Source organism: Deltaproteobacteria bacterium, from assembly GCA_029210625.1.
Classification (GTDB): domain Bacteria; phylum Myxococcota; class Myxococcia; order SLRQ01; family SLRQ01; genus JARGFU01.
This window is the reverse complement of sequence record JARGFU010000008.1, coordinates 33,705-51,474: the sequence shown is the minus strand read 5'-3', so window position 1 is coordinate 51,474 and position 17,770 is coordinate 33,705. Positions and strand designations below refer to the sequence as shown.

The following is a 17,770-nucleotide window of genomic DNA, read 5'->3' as shown; positions in this document are numbered from 1 at the left end:
CGATCGACGGTTCAGGGGCTACCTCCACCTTCGGCACCGGCGCGGGCGCCGTCAGCCGGTGCGCCTGACGGTCCCGCCGGGGTCCTCCTAGGGTGGGGACATGGCGGTCGTCGGAGACGAGCTGCGCAGGGCGGTGATCCGCCGGGCGGTCCAGGTGCTCCTCACGGCGAGCCTGTGGTTCGTCGCCTTCTTCCTCGCGGCCGGGACCCTCTCCTGGCGGCGGGTGTGGTGGTACGCGGCGCTCTCCCTCGTGCTGCTGCTGGTGAACTTCGTCTGGGTGATGCCCCGGAACCCGGAGGTGATCGCCGAGCGCGGCCGGCTGCACGAGGGGACCAAGGGCTTCGACAAGGTCTTCACGGTCGTCTTCTCCCTCGCCCTGCTGGCCGCGCCGGTGGTGGCGGGCCTCGATGCGGTGCGCTTCGGCTGGAGCGTCCTCTCCGAGGGCTGGGCCGGGGTGGGCCTGGTCGTCGTGGCCCTGGGCAACCTGCCCATCACCTGGGCGATGGGAGAGAACCCGCATCTCGAGACCACGGTGCGCATCCAGGAGGAGCGCGCGCACCGCGTGATCGACACCGGGCCCTACCGGCTGGTGCGCCACCCCATGTACACCGGCATCCTCCTCCAGCAGCTGGCCGTCCCGCTGGTCTGCGGCTCGCTCTGGGCCTATCTGCCCGCCGGGCTGATCGTGGGGGCGCTGGTGGTGCGCACCGCCCTCGAGGACCGCACCCTGCAGGCCGAGCTGCCCGGCTACCGCGAGTTCACCACCCGCACCCGCTACCGGCTGCTACCCGGGCTCTGGTAGCCGGGGGCTCAGGGCTGGAAGTCGGCCGCCCGCACCGTGCAGGGCTCGCCCCCCTCGACGCCGGTGAAGCAGCCGACGACGACCGCCTGGGCGTCGGGGCGCTGGATCAGGCTGCCGTGCCAGTCGGTGCCCGGCACCTCGGCGGGCTTGGGGTATTGCAGGAGCAGCCGGGTGCCCACGCCGGCCTCGGTGGCGAGGTTGTCCGCGGCGGGCAGGGAGGCGGCCTCCAGGCCCGCGACGGGGTGGTCCTGCGGCTGCGCGAGCGCGGCGCCGAAGCCCCGGGCCCAGGCCTCGGTGGCCTCGGGGATCACGATGGCGTCGTCGATGGCCTGGAAGAAGAGGGCCGGCCTCGGCGCGGTGAGGGGATCCTCGGCGTGGAGGGCGTAGGCGAAGGCGTCGCCGCCCTCGACCATCAGCTCCATCAGGCTCAAGGAGGCGGCCCGCTCGACCGGCGGCCGCTCGAGGACGTCGAGGAGGAAGTACTTGAAGAGCCCGTAGTCGGCGAGGTCGCCGAAGCCCGCGCCGCCGACGAAGAGGGCCGCGCTCTGGATCTCGGGCGTCACCGAGAAGGAGAGGCTGCCCGAGATCGCCCCCATGGAGTTGCCCATGAAGTAGACCCGCGAGGCGTCGAGGTGGGGGCCGGCCCCGAAGACCGGCTCGAGGGCGCCGTCGAGGAGGCCGAGGCCGGTGATCACGGTGATCTGATCCGCCGAGGCCTGGCGCAGGGCGTCGCGGGTGGCCAGCGGGTTGGCGAAGTCGATCATGCTCATCAGGCCCGAGCCGTCGCTGCGGTCGCCGTGGAAGGGCAGGTCGATGGCGACGAAGGCGAAGCCGGCGGCCGCGAGCGGCGCGGCCACCGAGAAGAGGTGGTACTTGTTGCCCTCGGCCCCGTGCTGGAAGAAGACGACGGGGTAGGGCGCCGTCCCGCGGGTGGGCAGGGTGACGATGAAGCCCGGCTCGCTCACCGTGGCCGCGATCGGCAGGCCCTCCGCGTCGAGCTCGAAGAAGCCCTCGCTGCCCGCGTAGTCGGGCACCGAGAGCAGGCCGTAGGCGGTGGTGGGCTGGACGGCGGCGGCCACCGCCGGATCGACGGGGCCGGCCAGGTAGTCGTCGAGGGGGCGGGCGGTCATGCTGGAGATCGCCAGGGCCGGCGAGGCGACCAGGTGATCGTGCAGGCGCTGCAGCTCCTGGTGGACGCCCGAGAGGGGCATCGGCAGGGCCAGGGCCGCCTCGGTCTTCCTCGGCAGGCGCTTCTTCGCCTCGACGTAGTCGACGTGGATCAGGCCCTCGGCGTCGCAGGCCGGGAGGGGATCGACCGCGAGGGCGCCGGGGGCGATGACCAGCACCAGCTCCACCAGGCCGGCGGGCGCGGGCTCACGCCCCTTGACGATCAGGCTGCGGCCCTCGTCCTCCAGGGTGGCCTCGAAGAGGAGCGCCACCTCCTCGAGCTCACCGCCGGGCTCCCGGGCGCCGAGGAAGGTGAGGGCGCTGGCGTCGACCTCGGTGGCGGCCCCCGAGAGGGGGACGACGACGAGGGGGCGGCGAGGCCAGCCCCGGGGCTCGCCGAGCTGGTCGTACCACTCGGGCCAGGGGTGCGTGCCGTCGAGGAGGAGCTCGGCCGCGGCGTCGTTCGCCGGCGGGCCGAAGGCCTCCCCCGCGCCCCAGAGCGGGGTCGGCAGGGCGATCACCGAGGCGGTGTCGGCGCAGGGCCCGTCGCGGCCGTCGCCGCAGGCGGAGAGGAGCAGGAGGGAGAGCGCCAGGAGCGGGAGCGATGCCGTGCGAGCCATCTTCGGGTTATACCGCGACCATGGAGCTACCCGAGAACGTCACCGAGATGGTCAACGCCCACATCATGGGCTTCGACGCCACCATGGGCATGCGCTACCTGAAGGTGAGCGCCGACGAGCTGATCGCCGAGCTCACCGTCGGTGAGCAACACCATCAGCCCTACGGGCTGGTCCACGGGGGGGTGCACGCCGGCCTCATCGAGGCGGTCTGCAGCACCGGCGCCGCCGTGAACGTCATGCCGGAGGGCAAGAGCGCGGTGGGCCTCGACAACATGACCTCCTTCCTGCGGGCCAGCCGCAGCGGCACGCTGCGCTGCCGGGCGACCCCCATCCACAAGGGCCGCCGCTCCCACGTCTGGCAGGCCGAGGTGCGCGACGGCGAGGATCGCCTCCTGGCCACCGGCCGGGTGCGCCTGATGATCCTCGACGCCGGGGCCGCGGCGGCCGGCGAGACCGTCGAGCTCCAGGGCGGCTGATCAGTCGCAGACGCAGGTGGGGCCGCCCTCGCCGAGCCCGCTGCGGCAGACGGCGGCGGCGCCCTTCGTGAGGGGAGCGCCCTTGCGCGACTTCAGGGTGCTCAGGGTGAGGATCCGCTCGAAGAGCGCCTCGTAGGTGTAGTCCGAGATCCACTGGTCGTCGCAGTAGCCCATCATGTCGGCGTAGAGCGCGGGATCGAGGAAGACGTCCCGCCGCCGGTCGTAGCCCCAGACCCCGAGGGTGCCGCCGGCGTGGGGGTAGTCGGCGTCCCAGCTGTCCACGCCGCAGGGGGCGTGGAAGCGGCCGTGCATGTGGCCGAGCTCGTGGACGAGGGTCCAGGCCCAGCGCTCACCGGAGTAGCCCATGCCGCCGCCCACCCGGTAGTTGCCGTTCTCGGGGTCGGTGACGGCGAAGGCCTGGCCGGTGGTGCAGGAGCGCCCGCAGTAGTCGGCGAAGGTCGCCGCCGGCTGGACCAGGGCGTAGTAGTAGGTCGTGCTCGGCGCGCCCTCCGCGATCTTGAGATCCTTCAGGTAGGTGTTCAGGTCGCCGAAGTCGAAGTTGCGCGTGAAGAGGGTGAGGGGGTCGCTCCAGTCGATCGGCGCGTGGACGTCGATGCTCACCGACTCGATCGGGTAGAGGGCCAGCAGCAGCTCCTCGATGATGGCGAGCTGCTCGGGGCTGGTGTCCGGCAGCCTCCCCGAGCCGTCGGCCTGGTAGCGCAGCGGCACCAGGACCAGGTCGACGCCGCCCTCGTCGCGCTCGGTGGGCAGGGGCAGGCTCGAGCCGTCCCGGGGATGGCGCCCGGGGTGATCGACGCCCGCCTCGGTGGGGGTGCCGGTCTCGGTGAGCAGGCGCAGGGCATAGTGGGCGTCGAGGCCCAGCTGCTCCGCCGGCACGGTGAGGTCGAAGGGGAGGGCGCGGTCGACCCCGAGAGTCAGGGAGAGCGGCTCGATCGTGCTCCCGGGAGGGCCGACCTCGAGCTCCAGGGTGACCGGCCCGGCGACCCAGCCGGCCTGCGGCTCGACCCAGATCCGCATCACGGACTCCCGGTCGGCGATCAGGGGGACGCCGGTCGGGGCGGCGGGGACGCCCTGGATCATCAGGGGGATCTGCAGGGTCTGGAAGATCTCCACCGAGGTGATCGCGAGGTCCTCGGCCAGGTGGGGGAGGAGGGGGAGGGGCTCGCCCGCGTCGCCGCCGCCGTCCTCTGCGCCACCATCGGGGAGCGCGCCCCCGTCGGTCACGGCGGAGCCATCGGGCAGCCCGCCGTCCTCCCCCGGGAGGCCGCCGCCCCCGCCGCCCTCTCCTCCCGGGCAGGCCGCGCAGAGGAGGAGGGTCAGGGAGAGGGTGAGGAGGCTTCGCATCGGGCGGGATCGTAGGGAGGCGCCCCCGCTCGAACAAGGTGCCGGGGGGACGTGTAAGGGCCAGCGGAGGCCTGCACCCTTTTGGGCCCTCCCGGGCTCCCACCCGCGATCCCAAAACCAACCGGCCGGTCCTTCCGGCCGCAACGAGAAGAGGAACGCACCATGCTCCACACCAACCTCCAGCACATCCTGAGCGACGAGGACTTCCAGGAGGTCCTGCAGAACAACGACGAGGTCATGATCTGCTGCGGCCGCATGGGCCCGATGTGCCTGCCGGTCTACGACGTCATGGAGAAGCTCGAGGAGAGCTACTCCCACGTCGCCTTCCGCGATCTCTGGTTCGACGGCCCGGCCTCCCACAACATCCGCTCCCTCCCCGAGACCCGGAACTTCATGGGCCTGCCCTTCGTCGTCTACTTCAAGGGCGGCAAGGTGGTCGCCGCCACCAGCGGCATCCAGAACAAGGCGCAGGTCAAGGAGATCCTCGACCGCGAGTTCGGCACCCCCGAGAGCAAGGTCGCCTAGCCCGCCCCGGGCGCTCCCACCCCGAGACAGGAGGTCGTCATGTCCGACACCGAGAAGAGAAGCAGCGAGTACGACGTCCTGATCCTGGGGGCGGGGGCCGCCGGCCTGACCGCCGCCATCTACCTCGCCCGCGCTCGCCGCCGGGTGCTGGTGGTCGACACCGGCACCGCCGGCGGGCAGATGGTCCTCTCCTACAAGGTCGCCAACTACCCCGGCGTGGAGGAGGCCTCGGGCCAGGAGATCGGCCTGACGATGCTGCGCCAGGCGCGCAGCTTCGGGGCCGAGGTGATCACCCAGGCCGAGGTCGTCTCCCTCGAGCTCGAGGGGGAGGTGAAGCGGATCGTGGTCGAGGACGAGGGCACCTTCACCGCCCCGGCCGTGATCCTCGCCGTGGGCGGCCTGCCCCGCCGCCTGGGCCTCCCGGGCGAGGCGGACTTCGAGGGGCGCGGGATCTCCTACTGCGCCACCTGCGACGGGGACTTCTTCACCGGCAAGGAGATCGCCGTCATCGGTGGCGGCAACTCGGCGCTGGAGGAGGCGGTGGCGCTGACCCGCTACGCCTCGAAGGTCACCGTCCTGCACGAGTTCCCGCACTTCCAGGCCCAGTCCTGGATCGTCGACGAGGCCCGCGCCAACCCGAAGATCGAGTTCCTGCTGGACCAGCGGGTCGAGGCCTTCGAGGGCGAGGGCAGCCTGCAGGCCGTCACCTCGGTGGACAAGGCCACCGGTCAGCGGCACCGGGTGCCGGTCGAGGGCTGCTTCGTCTTCGTGGGCTACGTGCCCAACACCGGGGCCTTCGCCGGTCAGCTCTCCCTGAGCGAGCGGGGCGAGGTGGTGACCGACGAGACCCTCCAGACCAGCCTCCCCGGCGTCTTCGCCGCGGGCGACGCCCGGCAGAAGCGCTACCGCCAGATCACCACCGCGGTGGCCGACGGCACCGTCGCCGCCCTCTCGGCGGTCGACTTCCTGGAGAGCCGGGCGAAGGTCTCCCACGACCAGGCCGCCTGATGAGGAATCCCCGATGAGCTTCGTCTACGTCGCCCTGGGAGTGGTGGCCCTCTTCTTCGGTCTGCAGATCTTCCTGGTCCTCAAGATGCGGGCGGCGAAGGGCAAGCCGGCCCCCGCGCTGCCGGGCAAGCTCGGTGAGCGCATCGCGAAGGGAGAGCGCCTGCTCTTCTACTTCTACAGCCCCACCTGCGGCGCCTGCCGGGCGATGACCCCGGTGGTGCAGCGGATGGGCAAGGCGAGCTCGAGGGTCCAGGCCATCGACATCAGCCAGGACATGGAGACCGCGCGGGCCTTCGGCATCATGGGCACCCCCGCCACCCTGGTGGTGGACGGGGGCACGGTGACGGAGCTGCTCATCGGCGCCCAGCCCCAGTCCCGCCTCGAGGCGCTGCTCGCGGGCTAGCCGCGCAGGGCGTCGAGGAGGATCGAGGAGAGCTTCGCCATCGTCGGGCGCCGGGTCATCTCGGCGAGCTTCGGCCCCAGGCGGTGGATCGTCTTGTGGTTGCAGAACCAGGCGGGCTTGGGGCTGACCCGGAAGGGTCCGCGCACCACTGACTTCTGGGGGCGATCGAAGAGGTAGGTGTTGTGCACCACGCCGCGGCCCGAGCGGATGTCGTGGTCCTCGTGGCCGGGGAAGGCGCCCCAGGTCGGGGAGGTGAAGGCGTAGGCCAGGGCCGGCCAGTGGTTCACCGCCACCGCGCCGGCGCGCAGGTCGGCCACCGCCTTCTCGACCGCGGCCTTCACCGCCGGGTCCTTCAGCGACTTGGGGTGGACGATGATCGCGGCGTTGAGGGTGCCCCAGAGGGTGTCGTTCACGAAGTCGACGGCCTTCTCGATGTACTCGACCACCGAGCCCGCCGAGAGGGCGGTCTCGGAGGTGACGGCGCAGAAGGCCTCGGTGGTGAAGCAGATGTCCTCGACCGCCTCGGGGGCGACGCCGGCGACCAGGGTCCAGGGCAGCTTGCCCTCCCCCTGCCGGCCGACCTGCCGGGCGTCGGGGTGGGCCTCGACGAAGGCAGCGTGGCGCTGGAGGGCGCCGGGGTAGTAGGGCTCGCGCTGGGGCGCCTGGGCGAGGCCCCGCTCGATGGCGTCGAGGAGGGCGTCGCGCTGCCCCCACTGCCGGTGCTGGATCACCACCCGCGTCGCGTTGCAGTTGAAGCCGGCGTTGTTGGTGAGGGAGGAGGCGAGGTTGAGGCCCTGGAAGTCGATGTCCGAGCGGCTCCAGGGGCCGGGGACGACGATGATGCCGCTGACGTTGCCCAGCTCGCTGGTGATCCGCCGCGCGTTCCGCCGCTCGCGCCGGGCCTTGCGCTCGGCGCCCTCGCTGCCGGTGCCGTAGACGATGGCGTCGTGGGTCTTGTCGGAGCCGGTGATGTGGATCTCCTCGACCTCGGGGTGGTTGCAGAGGTACTCGCCCTCGGCGGCGCCGCCCTGCACCACCCGCAGGAAGCCCCGGGAGATCAGCTCGGCGAAGCCCTCCTCGATGAAGGGGCCGAGGTAGGCGTTCACCGGGTTCATCTTGAGGACGGCCACCTGCCCCTCGACGAAGAGCTTGTAGAGGGCGTCCATCGGGCCGATCGAGGAGACGTTCCCCGCGCCCAGGACCAGGGCGACCTTCCCTCCCTCGGGCGGGTCCCGGTAGAAGGCCGCCTGGGTGGAGGGGAGCTCGGCCAGGCTCACCTCGGGGTCCATCCAGACCTCGGCGGTGAAGCCCTGGTACATCAGCTTGTCCCAGGTGTCGGTGGGGAAGACCGGGGCGACCACCTGCCCGTCGGGGCGCGCATACGCCTTGCCCGGCAGCTGCGGGTTGCCCTTGCGGGCGATGTCGGTGAGGGAGCGGATGAGCAGCATGATGTTGCGCATCAGCGGGACGGGGCCCGCGATCCACTCCTCGCCCTCACCCACGGTGCCGGGCGTGATGCCCTTCGCCTTCAGGGCGGCCTGCACCCAGCGCGGCGAGGCGGCCAGGGTGGCGTCGGCGAGGCGCTCCAGGATCCTCACCCGCTCGACGAGGGTCAGGGCGACCCAGTCGTCCTTCTTCGCCGAGAGCGCGGTGAGGGCGGCGTCGATCTCCTCGCGGGAGGTGGGCGGCAGCTGCCCCTCGGCCTCGGGGATCTTCGCGGAACCGGACAGGACGGCGGCGGGCTGGCTCATCTTCTCTCCCCCGAAAGGTGATGGTTCGGCCCCGAGGATGCCCGCCTTCAGTCGGGAGGGCCAGCCTCCCCGGCGACCGGCAGCCCCACGGCCTCCATCAGGGCCAGGGCGTTGCTGCGCTCGACGACGCCGGGGCGGCGCCGGTAGTCGAAGCGCAGCCGGCCCTCGACCAGCTCGTCCTCGAAGTGGACGTTGGTGGCGCCGGGCAGGGTCTCGGCGATCTCGGTGAGGGCCAGGTCGTGGGTGGTGCAGAGGCCCACCGCGCCGCGCTCGAGCAGGCCGCGCAGGAGGTGCCCGGCGCCGATGCGCCGGTCGTGGGAGTTGGTGCCCGAGAGCACCTCGTCCAGGAGGAAGAGGAGGCCGCCCTCTCCCTCGCAGAGATCGACCAGCGCCTTGAGGCGCTCGAGCTCGGCGTAGAAGCGCGAGGCGCCCTCCCGCAGGGAGTCCTGGATCCGCAGGGTGCCGCCGGGCAGCAGCGGCGAGACCTTCAGGGAGCGGGCGCGCACCGGGGCCCCGCAGCGGGCCAGCACGAGGTTGATGCCCACCGTGCGCAGGTAGGTGGTCTTGCCGCTCATGTTGGAGCCGCTGACCATGAGGAGGGGCCGCGCGCGATCGAGGTGGAGGTCGTTGGGGATGCAGACCTTCCGCGGCAGCAGGGGGTGGCCGAGCGCCTCGCCCTCGTAGAGGGGCCCCTCGCTCGCCTCCACCAGCTCGGGGAAGGGATCGCCGGGGTTCTCGAAGGCGTAGGCGGAGAGGGAGAGGATGGCCTCGAGCTCCCCGGTGGCCGTGAGCCACTCCGCGAGGCGGGGGCCGTGGCGCCGGCGCCAGGCCTCGATCGCCAGGGCCACCTGCGGGGTCCAGAGCAGGAGCAGGTCGAAGGGGACGAAGGCCTGGTTGTCCCGCGCCGCCGCCATGTCGACCAGGCGGCGCAGCTGGTGGATCCGCGCGGAGGCGGACTGGCCCTCGTCCTGGAGCCGGGCCTGCAGGTCCTTCAGGAAGGGGGCCTCGAAGGGCTCGCGCTCCAGGCGCTCGATGATCCGCGCCAGCAGATCGAGCTCCCGCCCCGGCCGGCTCACCGCGCCGAGCACGAGGCGCAGGCGCGGCTCGAGGCGGCCGCGCAGGGCGACGGCGAGGGCGCCGAGGGCGACGAAGACCCAGGGAGAGAGCGAGAGGAAGATCGCCGCGAGGCCCGCGAGCGCGACCGCGCCGGCCAGGCCGGGGAGGGCGAGGCGCAGGGCGCCGCTCACCGCCAGGGGCGGGCGGGCGGCCCAGGCCTCGAGGTGCTCGCGCTCCACCCCGGCGCGCACCTCCTGGCCGAGGCCGTCGAGGCCCTCTCGCAGGTCGAGGTTGCCGGCGAGCTCGCGCACCGCGGCCTGGCGGGCGCGGGCCGTCGCGGGATCCGCGGGGGTCTTCAGCCAGCGCGCCAGGGCCTCCTCGCCGGGGGCCGTGCGGGCGGTGCAGAGCAGCTCGAAGAGGGAGCCCTCCCCGAAGAGGTCCAGGTCGGCGGCGAAGGGGTGGGGCCCTTCCGCGAAGCGCTCGCCCGCCTCGCCCTGGCCGGCCCAGGCGTCGTCGAGGCGCGCGAGGCCGCGCTCGTAGTGGCGCGTTGCCCGCAGCGCCGCCAGTCGCCGGCGGTCGATCCCCTCGTGGAGGATCACCAGCGTCAGGAAGAGCCCGACCGGCAGCAGGGTCCAGAGGCCGCTCACGCCCTCGACGCTCAGGGCGGCGACGCCCACCGCGAGGAAGAGCACGAAGCACAAGCCCCGCAGGCTGCCGACGCGGGCGAAGGTGCGCTCCTCCCGGGCGTGCACCTGCCGGCGCTCCTCGAGGCGCCGCTCGTAGCTCTGGCGGGGGTCGGTCACGGGGGCGGCATCATCGCAGAGACCCCGGTGGGATTCGAGTCAGCTCCGGGTCGGGAAGGGCTGGCCCTTCAGCCAGCGGCGCACCATGCGGTCGGTCAGCAGCCTCCCCAGCACGTGGTAGTCCGAGAGCATCGCCGGATCCTTCGCGGCGTCGCGGCAGAGGGCGTGCCCCGGCGGGAGGACGGAGCTGTGGCACATCTCGATCTTGCCGCCGCGGTTCACCAGGAAGCCCACGTGGTAGTCGAGGCCGATGAGGTAGAGGCCCTCGCCCTCCTCGCGGACCCGGGCCAGGACCTCGCTCACCGGCCGCCGGCGGAAGCGCCAGATGTGGGCCTCGTCGGTGAGGGTCTGGATGATGCGCTCGGAGGCCTGGCGGGCCAGCGCCACCCGCTCGACCCCGAGGCCGGCGTCGCGCAGGACCGTGCTCACCAGGTAGCCGCAGGCGATCTCGCCCTCGCCCGGCGTCTCGCTGGTGCCGTGGAAGGCCCAGGGGGTGCCCTCCCAGGCGGGCAGCAGCTCGCCGGCGATGGTCTCCAGCAGGATCCTCCGGGCCAGCGCCAGCTCGGTGGGCCCCAGGCGCTCGGATCCAGCGAGCACCTGGCGGCGGGCCTCCAGGTCGGCCTGGGCCTTCCGGTAGCGGGCGAGCCCCTCGGCCCGGAGGAGGCCGGGCGCGGTCAGCAGGAGCGCGCCGAGGAGGAGGGCGAGGCGGCGGGGCATCGGTGGCGACAACCGCCGGCCGGCGCGCCTTCTTCCCCCCGGTGATCCTCAGGCCTCGGGCGGGGTCGAGGCCTGCTTCTGGCGGTTGCTCCTGGCCGCCCGGACCAGCAGGTCCTTGATCTCGTTGGCGCCCTCGCAGGCGAGCAGGGTCTGCACCAGCTCGGGCTGGCTCAGGATGACGCTCAACGAGGAGAGGAACTGGATGTGGGCCCCGGTGGCGTTCCGGGGCGAGAGGGTGAGGAAGAAGACCCGGGAGGGCTCGCCGTCGACCGAGTCGAAGTCCACGCCCTCCTGCTTGATGCCGATGGCCACCATCAGCTCCTTCACGCCGTTCGACTTGCCGTGGGGGATGGCGATGCCGTGCTGCATGCCGGTGCTCATGGAGGCCTCGCGCTCCATCACCGCCCCGACGCAGTCCTCGACGTCCTCGACCCGGCCGTCGGCGGCCAGCATGCCGATGAGCTCCTCGATGATCTCCTGCTTCGTCTCCCCCTTCAGGGCCAGGGAGATGCACCCCTCGGGGATCAGCTTGAAGAAGTTGCCCCGCACCTTGCCCTCGTCGATCTCGGCGAGCTCCTTCTTCATGGTCTCGGGCCGGGCCAGGGTGCGCAGCTTCTCCACCGTGTTGTTCAGGGCGAGGAGGGCCTCGTAGACCACCGTCTTCAGGTAGTGGACGTCCTGAGGATCGCAGACCACCTCGAAGTTCTCTTCGTACTCGTGGAAGGTGAAGAAGACCGACTCCTTGCGGGCCTGGTGGACGGGGTGGTCGAGCTCCATGTTGTGGATGTAGAAGCCCTCGGCCCGCAGCGCCGCGCCCACCTTGGAGAGCGCCAGCAGCTTCATCTCCGGAGAGGGGAAGGCGAAGTCGTTGACCACCAGGCTCGAGCCCCGCATCTCGGTGCGCGTGCCCCGGCGCTCGGAGCGCAGGAGGGCGGTGAGGATCGGGGGGGGCACCAGGGTGGAGACGAGGGTCATGAAGACCGCGACCCCGAACTGGGTGGAGTCGAGGATGCCCGCGGCGATGCCGATGCCGGCCATGATCAGGGCGACCTCGCCCCGGGGCACCATGCCCACCCCGATCCGGGTGGCGCCGAGGAGGTTGAAGTTCATCGCCAGGGAGGGGAGCCCACAGCCCGCCAGCTTGGAGACGATGCCGACCACGCTGAAGAGCAGCCCGGCCAGCAGCACCTCGGGGCGCAGGAAGTCGTTCACGTTCACCAGCATGCCCATCACGCAGAAGAAGACGGGCACGAAGAACTCCTGCAGGGGGTGGAGCTTGTCCTGGATCACGAAGGAGAGATCCGTCCGCGAGAGGGAGAGCCCCATCACGTAGGCGCCGATGATCATGGCGAGGCCGGCCATCTCGAAGATGCCGGAGAGGAGCAGGGCCAGGCCGAGGCTCATCACCGCGATGGAGGTCTGGCTGCCGAAGATCCGCAGCGCCTTGCCGATCTTCCGGGCGAAGATCAGGCCGAGGGCGGTGAAGCCCAGCCAGACGCCGACCGCCTTGAAGGCGATGCCGCCGATGGCGCCCCAGTCCACCGAGCCGCCGCCGGCCGAGAGCACCGAGACGATGCCCAGGACGATGGCCAGGACGATGATGCCCAGCACGTCGTCGATCACCGCGGCGGCGAGGATGGTCACGCCCTCGGGGGAGTCCATCCGGCGCTGGTCCGAGAGGATCCGGGCGGTGATCCCCACCGAGGTGGCGGTGCTGATCACGCCGAGGAAGAGGTTCACCGGGGCGTGGAGCGGCTGCTCGGTGAAGAGCGTGCCGGCCCAGGCTCCGGCCGCGAAGGAGGCGACGACGCCGCCCACCCCGATGACCGCGCCCTTGGCCGAGAAGCGCAGGAAGAGGGGCAGGTCGGTCTCGAGGCCGGCGTGGAAGAGCAGGATGATCGAGGCGAGGGTGGCGATGCCGTAGAGCTCGGGGGAGACCGGGAAGCCGGAAGGGGGCAGGGGGAAGAGGCCGCCCGCGAAGCCGGGAAGGTGGAGGCCGCCCAGGAGGTAGGGGCCGATGACGATGCCCATCATCAGCTCGCCGAGCACCGAGGGCATGTCGATCTTCTTCATCAGCCAGCCGCCGAGGCGTGCCGCGAAGAGGATGACGCCGATCTGGAACGCCAGCTCCATCATCCGGTGGGTCAGCGAGCCCTCACCGCCTCCAGAGGCGAGCGCGGGGGTGGGGAGGGCGAGGAGGAGAGCGAGGAGGGCGGGGTGTCTCATGATGTCGAGCCTGCTCGGGAGGTCGCGGCGCGCACCGACGGGGAGCCGGGGCACCGGTCGCATATCACGGGGGATGAGGGTTCCGGTATCCGGGGGGCAACCCTCGGTCCGGCCGCGGCGGGGAGAGCCTGCCGACGCGGTCGATGATAGGGTGCCGCTCCATGGAAATCCGATGCGACGCCGTCATCCCCTTTCCCCGAGACCTGGTCTACCGGACCTACCGTGACCGGCTCCCGGAGATGCTCCCCTACCTCCCCAACGTGAAGACCATCGAGGTCGAGAGCCGGAAGGAGGAGGGCGACCACGTCCACCTGGTCAACATCTGGAAGGGGGGCGGGGACCTCCCCAAGGCGGTGCAGGCCGTCCTCTCGGAGTCGGCCCTCTCCTGGACCGACCACGCCGACTGGTACGGGGACAAGTGGGAGTGCCACTGGCGGGTCGAGCCGCACACCTTCCGGGAGGCCGTCTCCAGCGAGGGCACCAACTTCTACACCGAGGTCGAGGGCGGCACCCGCCTCGAGATCCGCGGGGAGATGACCCTCGACGCGAAGAAGATCCGCGGCGTGCCCAGGCTCCTCGCCGGCAAGGTCGGCCGCCTGGCCGAGGAGTTCATCGTCAAGGCGGTGCAGAAGAACCTCGAGGACGTGAGCAAGAGCCTCACCCGCTTCCTCGAGGACGAGTCGAAGAAAGGCTAAGCACATGGCCATCGTCTTCCGCAGGACCCGACAGCTCGAGGCGCAGTTCGACAACTTCCTCGATCGTGTGCTCACCGGCGGGCTGCTCTTCCGGCAGGGCGTCGAGCACTACCTCCAGCATCGCTTCGAGGAGTGCCGGCACAGCATCGAGCAGCTCGACAAGGTCGAGGGCGAGGCGGACACCCTGCGCCGCGACATCGAGGCGAGCCTCTACACCGAGACCCTGATCCCCGAGTCCCGGGGCGACGTGCTCGGCCTCCTCGAGGCCACCGATGGGGTGCTCAACCGGGCCGAGGAGCTCCTCGACCGCTTCGCCGCCGAGCACCCGGAGATCCCCGTCGAGCTGCACGAGAAGCTGATCGCCCTGGCGGCCTCCTCGGCCAACGCGATGGAGGCGCTGGTCGGCGCCCTGCGGGCCTACTTCCGCGACCCGGCCGCGGTCCGGGACCACATCACCAAGGTCCTCTTCTACGAGCAGGAGGCGGACGACACGGGCAAGGCCATCGTGAAGACCCTCTTCGACTCCGACATCGAGCTGGCGAGGAAGCTCCACATCCGCTTCTTCGTCGAGCAGATGCTCTCGGTCTCCGACCGGGCCGAGGACGTCACCGATCGACTCTCGATCGCCGTGATCAAGCGATACGACTGAGGGGGCCCCCTAGCGCATGATCTGGTTCTTCCTCTCGAGCGGGCTCTTCCTGGGGTGGTCCCTGGGAGCCAACGACGCCGCCAACATCTTCGGCACCGCCGTGGGGACGCGGATGGTGCGCTTCCGCACCGCTGCCATCGTGACCTGCGTCTTCGTCACCCTCGGGGCGGTGATCAGCGGCGCGGGCGCGAGCCACACCCTGGGCAAGCTCGGCGCGGTCAACGCCCTGGCGGGCTCCTTCACCGTCGCGCTGGCGGCCGGCGCCACCGTCGCCTGGATGACCCGCGCGAGGCTGCCGGTCTCGACCTCCCAGGCGATCGTCGGCGCCATCGTCGGGTGGAACCTCTTCACCGGCTCGTCCACCGAGTGGAGCACCTTCTCGAAGATCGTCTCGACCTGGATCATCTGCCCGGTCCTGGCGGCGGTCTTCTCCTACCTGATCTACGGGGTGAGCCTGCGGGTGCTGCGCCGGGTGCACGTGCACCTCCTCAAGGAAGACGCCCTCGTCCGCTGGAGCCTGGTCGTGGCGGGGGCCTTCGGCGCCTACAGCCTGGGGGCGAACAACATCGCCAACGTGATGGGCGTCTTCGTCCCGGCGAGGCCCATCGACGACCTGAGCTTCGGGGACTTCACCTTCACCGGGACCCAGTCGCTCTTCGCGCTGGGGGCGATCGCCATCGGCTTCGGCGTGGTGACCTACTCGCGGCAGGTCATGTCGACGGTGGGCAGCGACCTGCTCAAGCTCTCGCCGGTCGCGGCCCTGGTGGTGGTGGTCTCCCAGTCCCTGGTGCTCTTCCTCTTCGCCTCCCGCGAGCTCGAGGCCTTCCTCGCCGGCCACGGCCTGCCGACCATCCCCCTGGTCCCGGTCTCCAGCTCCCAGGCGGTGATCGGCGCGGTGATCGGCATCGGCTTCACCAAGGGGATCCGGAACCTCGACTTGAAGGTGCTCGGCCGGATCGCCTCCGGCTGGATCACCACCCCGTTCTTCGCCGGCCTGCTCTCCTTCGTGGCCCTCTTCTTCGTGCAGAACGTCTTCCAGCAGCAGGTCGTGACCCCGGCTCCGGAGCCGGGCGCCGCCGTGGTGTCGGTGGAGCACGAGGCGCAGGAGGCCGTCGTGGTCCCACCCGCGCCGGAGGTCGAGCCGCAGGCCGAGCCTGAGGAGGAGGCCGTGGCCGAGCCTGCGCCGGAGGCTGAGGCTGACGCTGAGGCTGAGGCTGAGGCTGAGGCTGAGGCTGAGGCTGAGGCCGAGGAGCCGGGGGACTAGGGAGTCTTCGGCTCGACGCCGAGGTGGGCGAAGAAGAAGGCGAACTCGTCGACGTACTGGGCGATCTGCTCGTCGAGGGGGGTGCCCATGCCGTGCCCGGTGTCGAGGCTGGTGCGCAGCAGGATCGGCGCGTCGCCCGCGGTGGCGGCCTGCAGGCGCGCCGCCATCTTGCGGGAGTTCAGGGCGTCGACCCGGGGATCGTTCATCCCGGTGAGCAGCAGGGTGGCCGGGTAGGCCGTGCCGTCCACCACCCGGTGGTAGGGCGAGTAGGCGTGGAGGGCCCGGAACTGACCCTCGTCCTTCACCGTGCCGAACTCGGTGACGTTGAAGGCGCCGTTGGGGTGCAGCTCGACCCGCAGCATGTCGTAGATGCCGACGTGGGAGACGCACACCCGGGCGAGCTCCGGGTGCTGGGTGATCGTCGCGCCCATCAGCAGGCCGCCGTTGCTGCCGCCGCGGATGCCCAGGCGCTCGGAGGAGGTGTAGCCGCGGGTGACGAGGTGCCGGGCCACCGCCTCGAAGTCGTCGAAGACGTTCTGCTTGTTCTCGAGGTTGCCCTGCCGGTGCCAGGCCTCGCCGAACTCGCCGCCGCCGCGGATGTTGGCGACGGCGTAGAGGATGCCGTTCTCGAGGAAGACGCTGTTGGTGGTGCTGGAGTAGGGCTCCATGTTCACCCCGTAGCCGCCGTAGCCATAGAGGATCAGCGGATGCGAGCCGTCGAGCTCGATGCCCTTCGGGGCGAGGATGTTCACCGGCACCTTCGTGCCGTCCTTCGAGGTGGCGAGCTCCCGGATCACCTCGACGCCCTCGTAGCTGGCGGGGTTGACTGCCCGCAGCGCGGTGGCCGCCGTCTTCCCGCTCTTGCCGTCGAGGTGGAAGACGGTGGTGGGCTCGAGGAAGGAGCGAGCGGAGAAGAAGAGGTCGTCGCCCTTCGCCGCGTTCACCGGGGTCAGGTCGCCCACCGAGGCGACCGGCAGCTGCTCCGGCGTGGGCAGGGCCTTGCCCCGGTGATCGAAGACCCGGATCTGGGAGGGGCCGCCGAGCTGGTAGGTGGCGTAGAGGCGGCTCTTGGTCAGGACGATCGAGGGGGTGCCCCAGAAGCTGGGCACCAGGGTGTCCTCGCCCTCGGGGAGGAGCTCCACGGCCTTCGCCGGATCCAGGCTCTTGATCGGCATCCGAAGGAGGCGTCCGCGAGGCGAGCCCTTCAGGGAGACCAGGTAGAGGTCGTCCTTCAGGCCGAAGACGGCCTGCACCAGTCCGTCGCCGAAGGTGCTGAAGGTCCGCCACTTGCCCTTCTTCTCCCGGAGGTGGAGGGAGAACTCGCCGCCGTCACCGTTCTGCACCGTGCAGAGCACTCGGCCCGAGCGGCGATCCACCCGCAGATCGATCTCGGCGATCTTGGGGAAGTCCTTGCCGAGCTCGTAGCGATCCTTCTCGGTCGGCGTGCCGAGGCGGTGGAAGTAGACCTGCACCCAGAAGGCCTTCTCGTCCTCCGGGCGCTCGTCGCCGCGCGGATAGCGCGTGTAGTAGAAGCCGCGATCGTCGGGCGCCCAGGCGACGCTGCCGCCGGCGGTGCCGCCGTTCACGCCGGGGATCACCTCGTGGACCTGCTTGCCGGTCGCGGTCTCGAAGACGTGGAGGTCGCCCTTCTCGGTGCCGCCCTTCGCCAGGGAGACCGCGAGGAGCTTGCCGTCGTGGGAGGGGAAGAACCAGTCGATGGAGGTGCCGCCGCTCGGATCGAGGACGTTGGGGTCCACCACCACCCGCTCGGCGCTGGAGTCGTTCCAGTCGTCGGTGACCACGATGAAGGCCTGCTGCTTCGGCGGCTCGACCTTGAAGGAGAAGAGGTGCCCACCGGCGAAGGCGAGGCCGCCGTACTGGGTGCGCTTGCCGCGCATCAGGGCGCCGATCCGCTCTCGCAGCACGGGCACGCCGGGCAGGGCGTCGAGCTTCTCGCGGGTGAAGGCGTTCTGCGCCTCGACCCACGTCATCACCTCCGGCTGGGAGGCGTCCTCCAGCCAGCGGTAGTCCTCGGTGACGGTGACGCCGTGGTAGGTGTCGCTCACCGGCGCCTTGCGGGTCTCGGGGTAGGCCGGGGCGGGCGGGGCCTCCGGCTCGGCGGCCGGGGCGGCCTCGGCCGGCGCCTCGATCGGCGCCTCCGGCTTCTCGGGAGCACCGCTGCAGGCGGTCAGGAAAAGAGCGAGCGCGAGGAGGAGCGATGGGGTCTTCATGGCCCCGCGTGT

15 protein-coding genes are annotated in these 17,770 nt (G+C 71.3%); 8 read left to right on the top strand and 7 right to left on the bottom strand.

All coding sequences use genetic code 11. The annotated features are described in order from the left end of the window. The first annotated feature begins 100 nt into the window (after window positions 1-100). Entirely contained in the window at window positions 101-802 is a 702-nt protein-coding gene (locus tag P1V51_09095) for an isoprenylcysteine carboxylmethyltransferase family protein (protein ID MDF1563187.1), read from the top strand. An 8-nt stretch (window positions 803-810) separates the two neighbouring features. Here the strand turns inward: P1V51_09095 and P1V51_09090 are convergent, their stop codons facing one another. Next, window positions 811-2,589: a hypothetical protein gene (locus tag P1V51_09090; GenBank protein MDF1563186.1), complete on the bottom strand. Its 1,779-nt coding sequence runs from the start codon at window positions 2,587-2,589 to the stop codon at window positions 811-813. 20 nt (window positions 2,590-2,609) lie between these two features. On the opposite strand from P1V51_09090, the gene P1V51_09085 reads away from it, so the two are divergent. Continuing rightward, the gene (locus P1V51_09085; GenBank protein ID MDF1563185.1) at window positions 2,610-3,065 is read left to right on the top strand and encodes a PaaI family thioesterase; all 456 of its coding nucleotides are present in this window, start codon (window positions 2,610-2,612) and stop codon (window positions 3,063-3,065) included. On the opposite strand, the gene P1V51_09080 is transcribed toward P1V51_09085, so the two are convergent. Further along, the gene (locus P1V51_09080) at window positions 3,066-4,430 is read right to left on the bottom strand and encodes a M66 family metalloprotease (GenBank protein MDF1563184.1); all 1,365 of its coding nucleotides are present in this window, start codon (window positions 4,428-4,430) and stop codon (window positions 3,066-3,068) included. Between the two features lie 162 nt (window positions 4,431-4,592). Between P1V51_09080 and P1V51_09075 the strand changes: the two genes are divergently transcribed. Genes P1V51_09075 through P1V51_09065 form a run of 3 tightly spaced genes read left to right on the top strand, consistent with a single transcriptional unit; the run spans window position 4,593 to window position 6,366 of the window. After that, on the top strand, window positions 4,593-4,955 hold the full coding sequence (locus tag P1V51_09075; GenBank protein MDF1563183.1) for a thioredoxin family protein: 363 nt from the start codon (window positions 4,593-4,595) through the stop codon (window positions 4,953-4,955). A gap of 39 nt (window positions 4,956-4,994) precedes the next feature. Further along, window positions 4,995-5,963 (top strand): FAD-dependent oxidoreductase, encoded by a 969-nt coding sequence (locus tag P1V51_09070; protein MDF1563182.1) that lies wholly within the window; start codon window positions 4,995-4,997, stop codon window positions 5,961-5,963. Window positions 5,964-5,976: 13 nt separating this feature from the next. Continuing rightward, the gene (locus P1V51_09065) at window positions 5,977-6,366 is read left to right on the top strand and encodes a thioredoxin family protein (protein ID MDF1563181.1); all 390 of its coding nucleotides are present in this window, start codon (window positions 5,977-5,979) and stop codon (window positions 6,364-6,366) included. Here the strand turns inward: P1V51_09065 and P1V51_09060 are convergent. The 4 genes from P1V51_09060 to P1V51_09045 are packed head-to-tail and all read right to left on the bottom strand — an operon-like array spanning window position 6,363 to window position 12,919. After that, window positions 6,363-8,117 carry an aldehyde dehydrogenase family protein gene (locus tag P1V51_09060; GenBank protein ID MDF1563180.1) on the bottom strand — a complete coding sequence of 585 codons (1,755 nt, stop codon included), beginning with the start codon at window positions 8,115-8,117 and terminating at the stop codon, window positions 6,363-6,365. The two genes, P1V51_09065 and P1V51_09060, sit on opposite strands and share 4 nt — an antisense overlap. A gap of 47 nt (window positions 8,118-8,164) precedes the next feature. Next, entirely contained in the window at window positions 8,165-9,976 is a 1,812-nt protein-coding gene (locus tag P1V51_09055) for a DNA mismatch repair protein MutS (protein MDF1563179.1), read from the bottom strand. Window positions 9,977-10,015: 39 nt separating this feature from the next. Beyond that, entirely contained in the window at window positions 10,016-10,693 is a 678-nt protein-coding gene (locus P1V51_09050; protein ID MDF1563178.1) for a hypothetical protein, read from the bottom strand. A 48-nt stretch (window positions 10,694-10,741) separates the two neighbouring features. Beyond that, window positions 10,742-12,919 carry a cation:proton antiporter gene (locus tag P1V51_09045; GenBank protein MDF1563177.1) on the bottom strand — a complete coding sequence of 726 codons (2,178 nt, stop codon included), beginning with the start codon at window positions 12,917-12,919 and terminating at the stop codon, window positions 10,742-10,744. Between the two features lie 161 nt (window positions 12,920-13,080). Between P1V51_09045 and P1V51_09040 the strand changes: the two genes are divergently transcribed. The 3 genes from P1V51_09040 to P1V51_09030 are packed head-to-tail and all read left to right on the top strand — an operon-like array spanning window position 13,081 to window position 15,527. After that, window positions 13,081-13,614, top strand: a complete 534-nt coding sequence (locus tag P1V51_09040; protein MDF1563176.1) for a hypothetical protein — start codon at window positions 13,081-13,083, stop codon at window positions 13,612-13,614. A 4-nt stretch (window positions 13,615-13,618) separates the two neighbouring features. Further along, window positions 13,619-14,263 (top strand): DUF47 family protein, encoded by a 645-nt coding sequence (locus P1V51_09035; protein ID MDF1563175.1) that lies wholly within the window; start codon window positions 13,619-13,621, stop codon window positions 14,261-14,263. Window positions 14,264-14,279: 16 nt separating this feature from the next. After that, on the top strand, window positions 14,280-15,527 hold the full coding sequence (locus P1V51_09030) for an inorganic phosphate transporter (GenBank protein MDF1563174.1): 1,248 nt from the start codon (window positions 14,280-14,282) through the stop codon (window positions 15,525-15,527). Here P1V51_09030 and P1V51_09025 read toward each other — a convergent pair. Then, window positions 15,524-17,758, bottom strand: a complete 2,235-nt coding sequence (locus P1V51_09025) for a prolyl oligopeptidase family serine peptidase (GenBank protein ID MDF1563173.1) — start codon at window positions 17,756-17,758, stop codon at window positions 15,524-15,526. The genes P1V51_09030 and P1V51_09025 overlap by 4 nt on opposite strands. Between the last annotated feature and the right edge of the window lie 12 nt (window positions 17,759-17,770).

Excerpts from the sequence above, each read along its gene's own strand:
- P1V51_09075 (MDF1563183.1), top strand. The coding sequence starts at position 4,593 with ATGCTCCACACCAACCTCCAGCACATCCTGAGCGACGAGGACTTCCAG.
- P1V51_09090 (MDF1563186.1), bottom strand. The coding sequence starts at position 2,589 with ATGGCTCGCACGGCATCGCTCCCGCTCCTGGCGCTCTCCCTCCTGCTC.
- P1V51_09050 (MDF1563178.1), bottom strand. The coding sequence starts at position 10,693 with ATGCCCCGCCGCCTCGCCCTCCTCCTCGGCGCGCTCCTGCTGACCGCG.
- P1V51_09065 (MDF1563181.1), top strand. The coding sequence starts at position 5,977 with ATGAGCTTCGTCTACGTCGCCCTGGGAGTGGTGGCCCTCTTCTTCGGT.
- P1V51_09095 (MDF1563187.1), top strand. The coding sequence starts at position 101 with ATGGCGGTCGTCGGAGACGAGCTGCGCAGGGCGGTGATCCGCCGGGCG.
- P1V51_09070 (MDF1563182.1), top strand. The coding sequence starts at position 4,995 with ATGTCCGACACCGAGAAGAGAAGCAGCGAGTACGACGTCCTGATCCTG.
- P1V51_09040 (MDF1563176.1), top strand. The coding sequence starts at position 13,081 with ATGGAAATCCGATGCGACGCCGTCATCCCCTTTCCCCGAGACCTGGTC.
- P1V51_09060 (MDF1563180.1), bottom strand. The coding sequence starts at position 8,117 with ATGAGCCAGCCCGCCGCCGTCCTGTCCGGTTCCGCGAAGATCCCCGAG.
- P1V51_09085 (MDF1563185.1), top strand. The coding sequence starts at position 2,610 with ATGGAGCTACCCGAGAACGTCACCGAGATGGTCAACGCCCACATCATG.
- P1V51_09035 (MDF1563175.1), top strand. The coding sequence starts at position 13,619 with ATGGCCATCGTCTTCCGCAGGACCCGACAGCTCGAGGCGCAGTTCGAC.
- P1V51_09025 (MDF1563173.1), bottom strand. The coding sequence starts at position 17,758 with ATGAAGACCCCATCGCTCCTCCTCGCGCTCGCTCTTTTCCTGACCGCC.
- P1V51_09045 (MDF1563177.1), bottom strand. The coding sequence starts at position 12,919 with ATGAGACACCCCGCCCTCCTCGCTCTCCTCCTCGCCCTCCCCACCCCC.
- P1V51_09030 (MDF1563174.1), top strand. The coding sequence starts at position 14,280 with ATGATCTGGTTCTTCCTCTCGAGCGGGCTCTTCCTGGGGTGGTCCCTG.
- P1V51_09080 (MDF1563184.1), bottom strand. The coding sequence starts at position 4,430 with ATGCGAAGCCTCCTCACCCTCTCCCTGACCCTCCTCCTCTGCGCGGCC.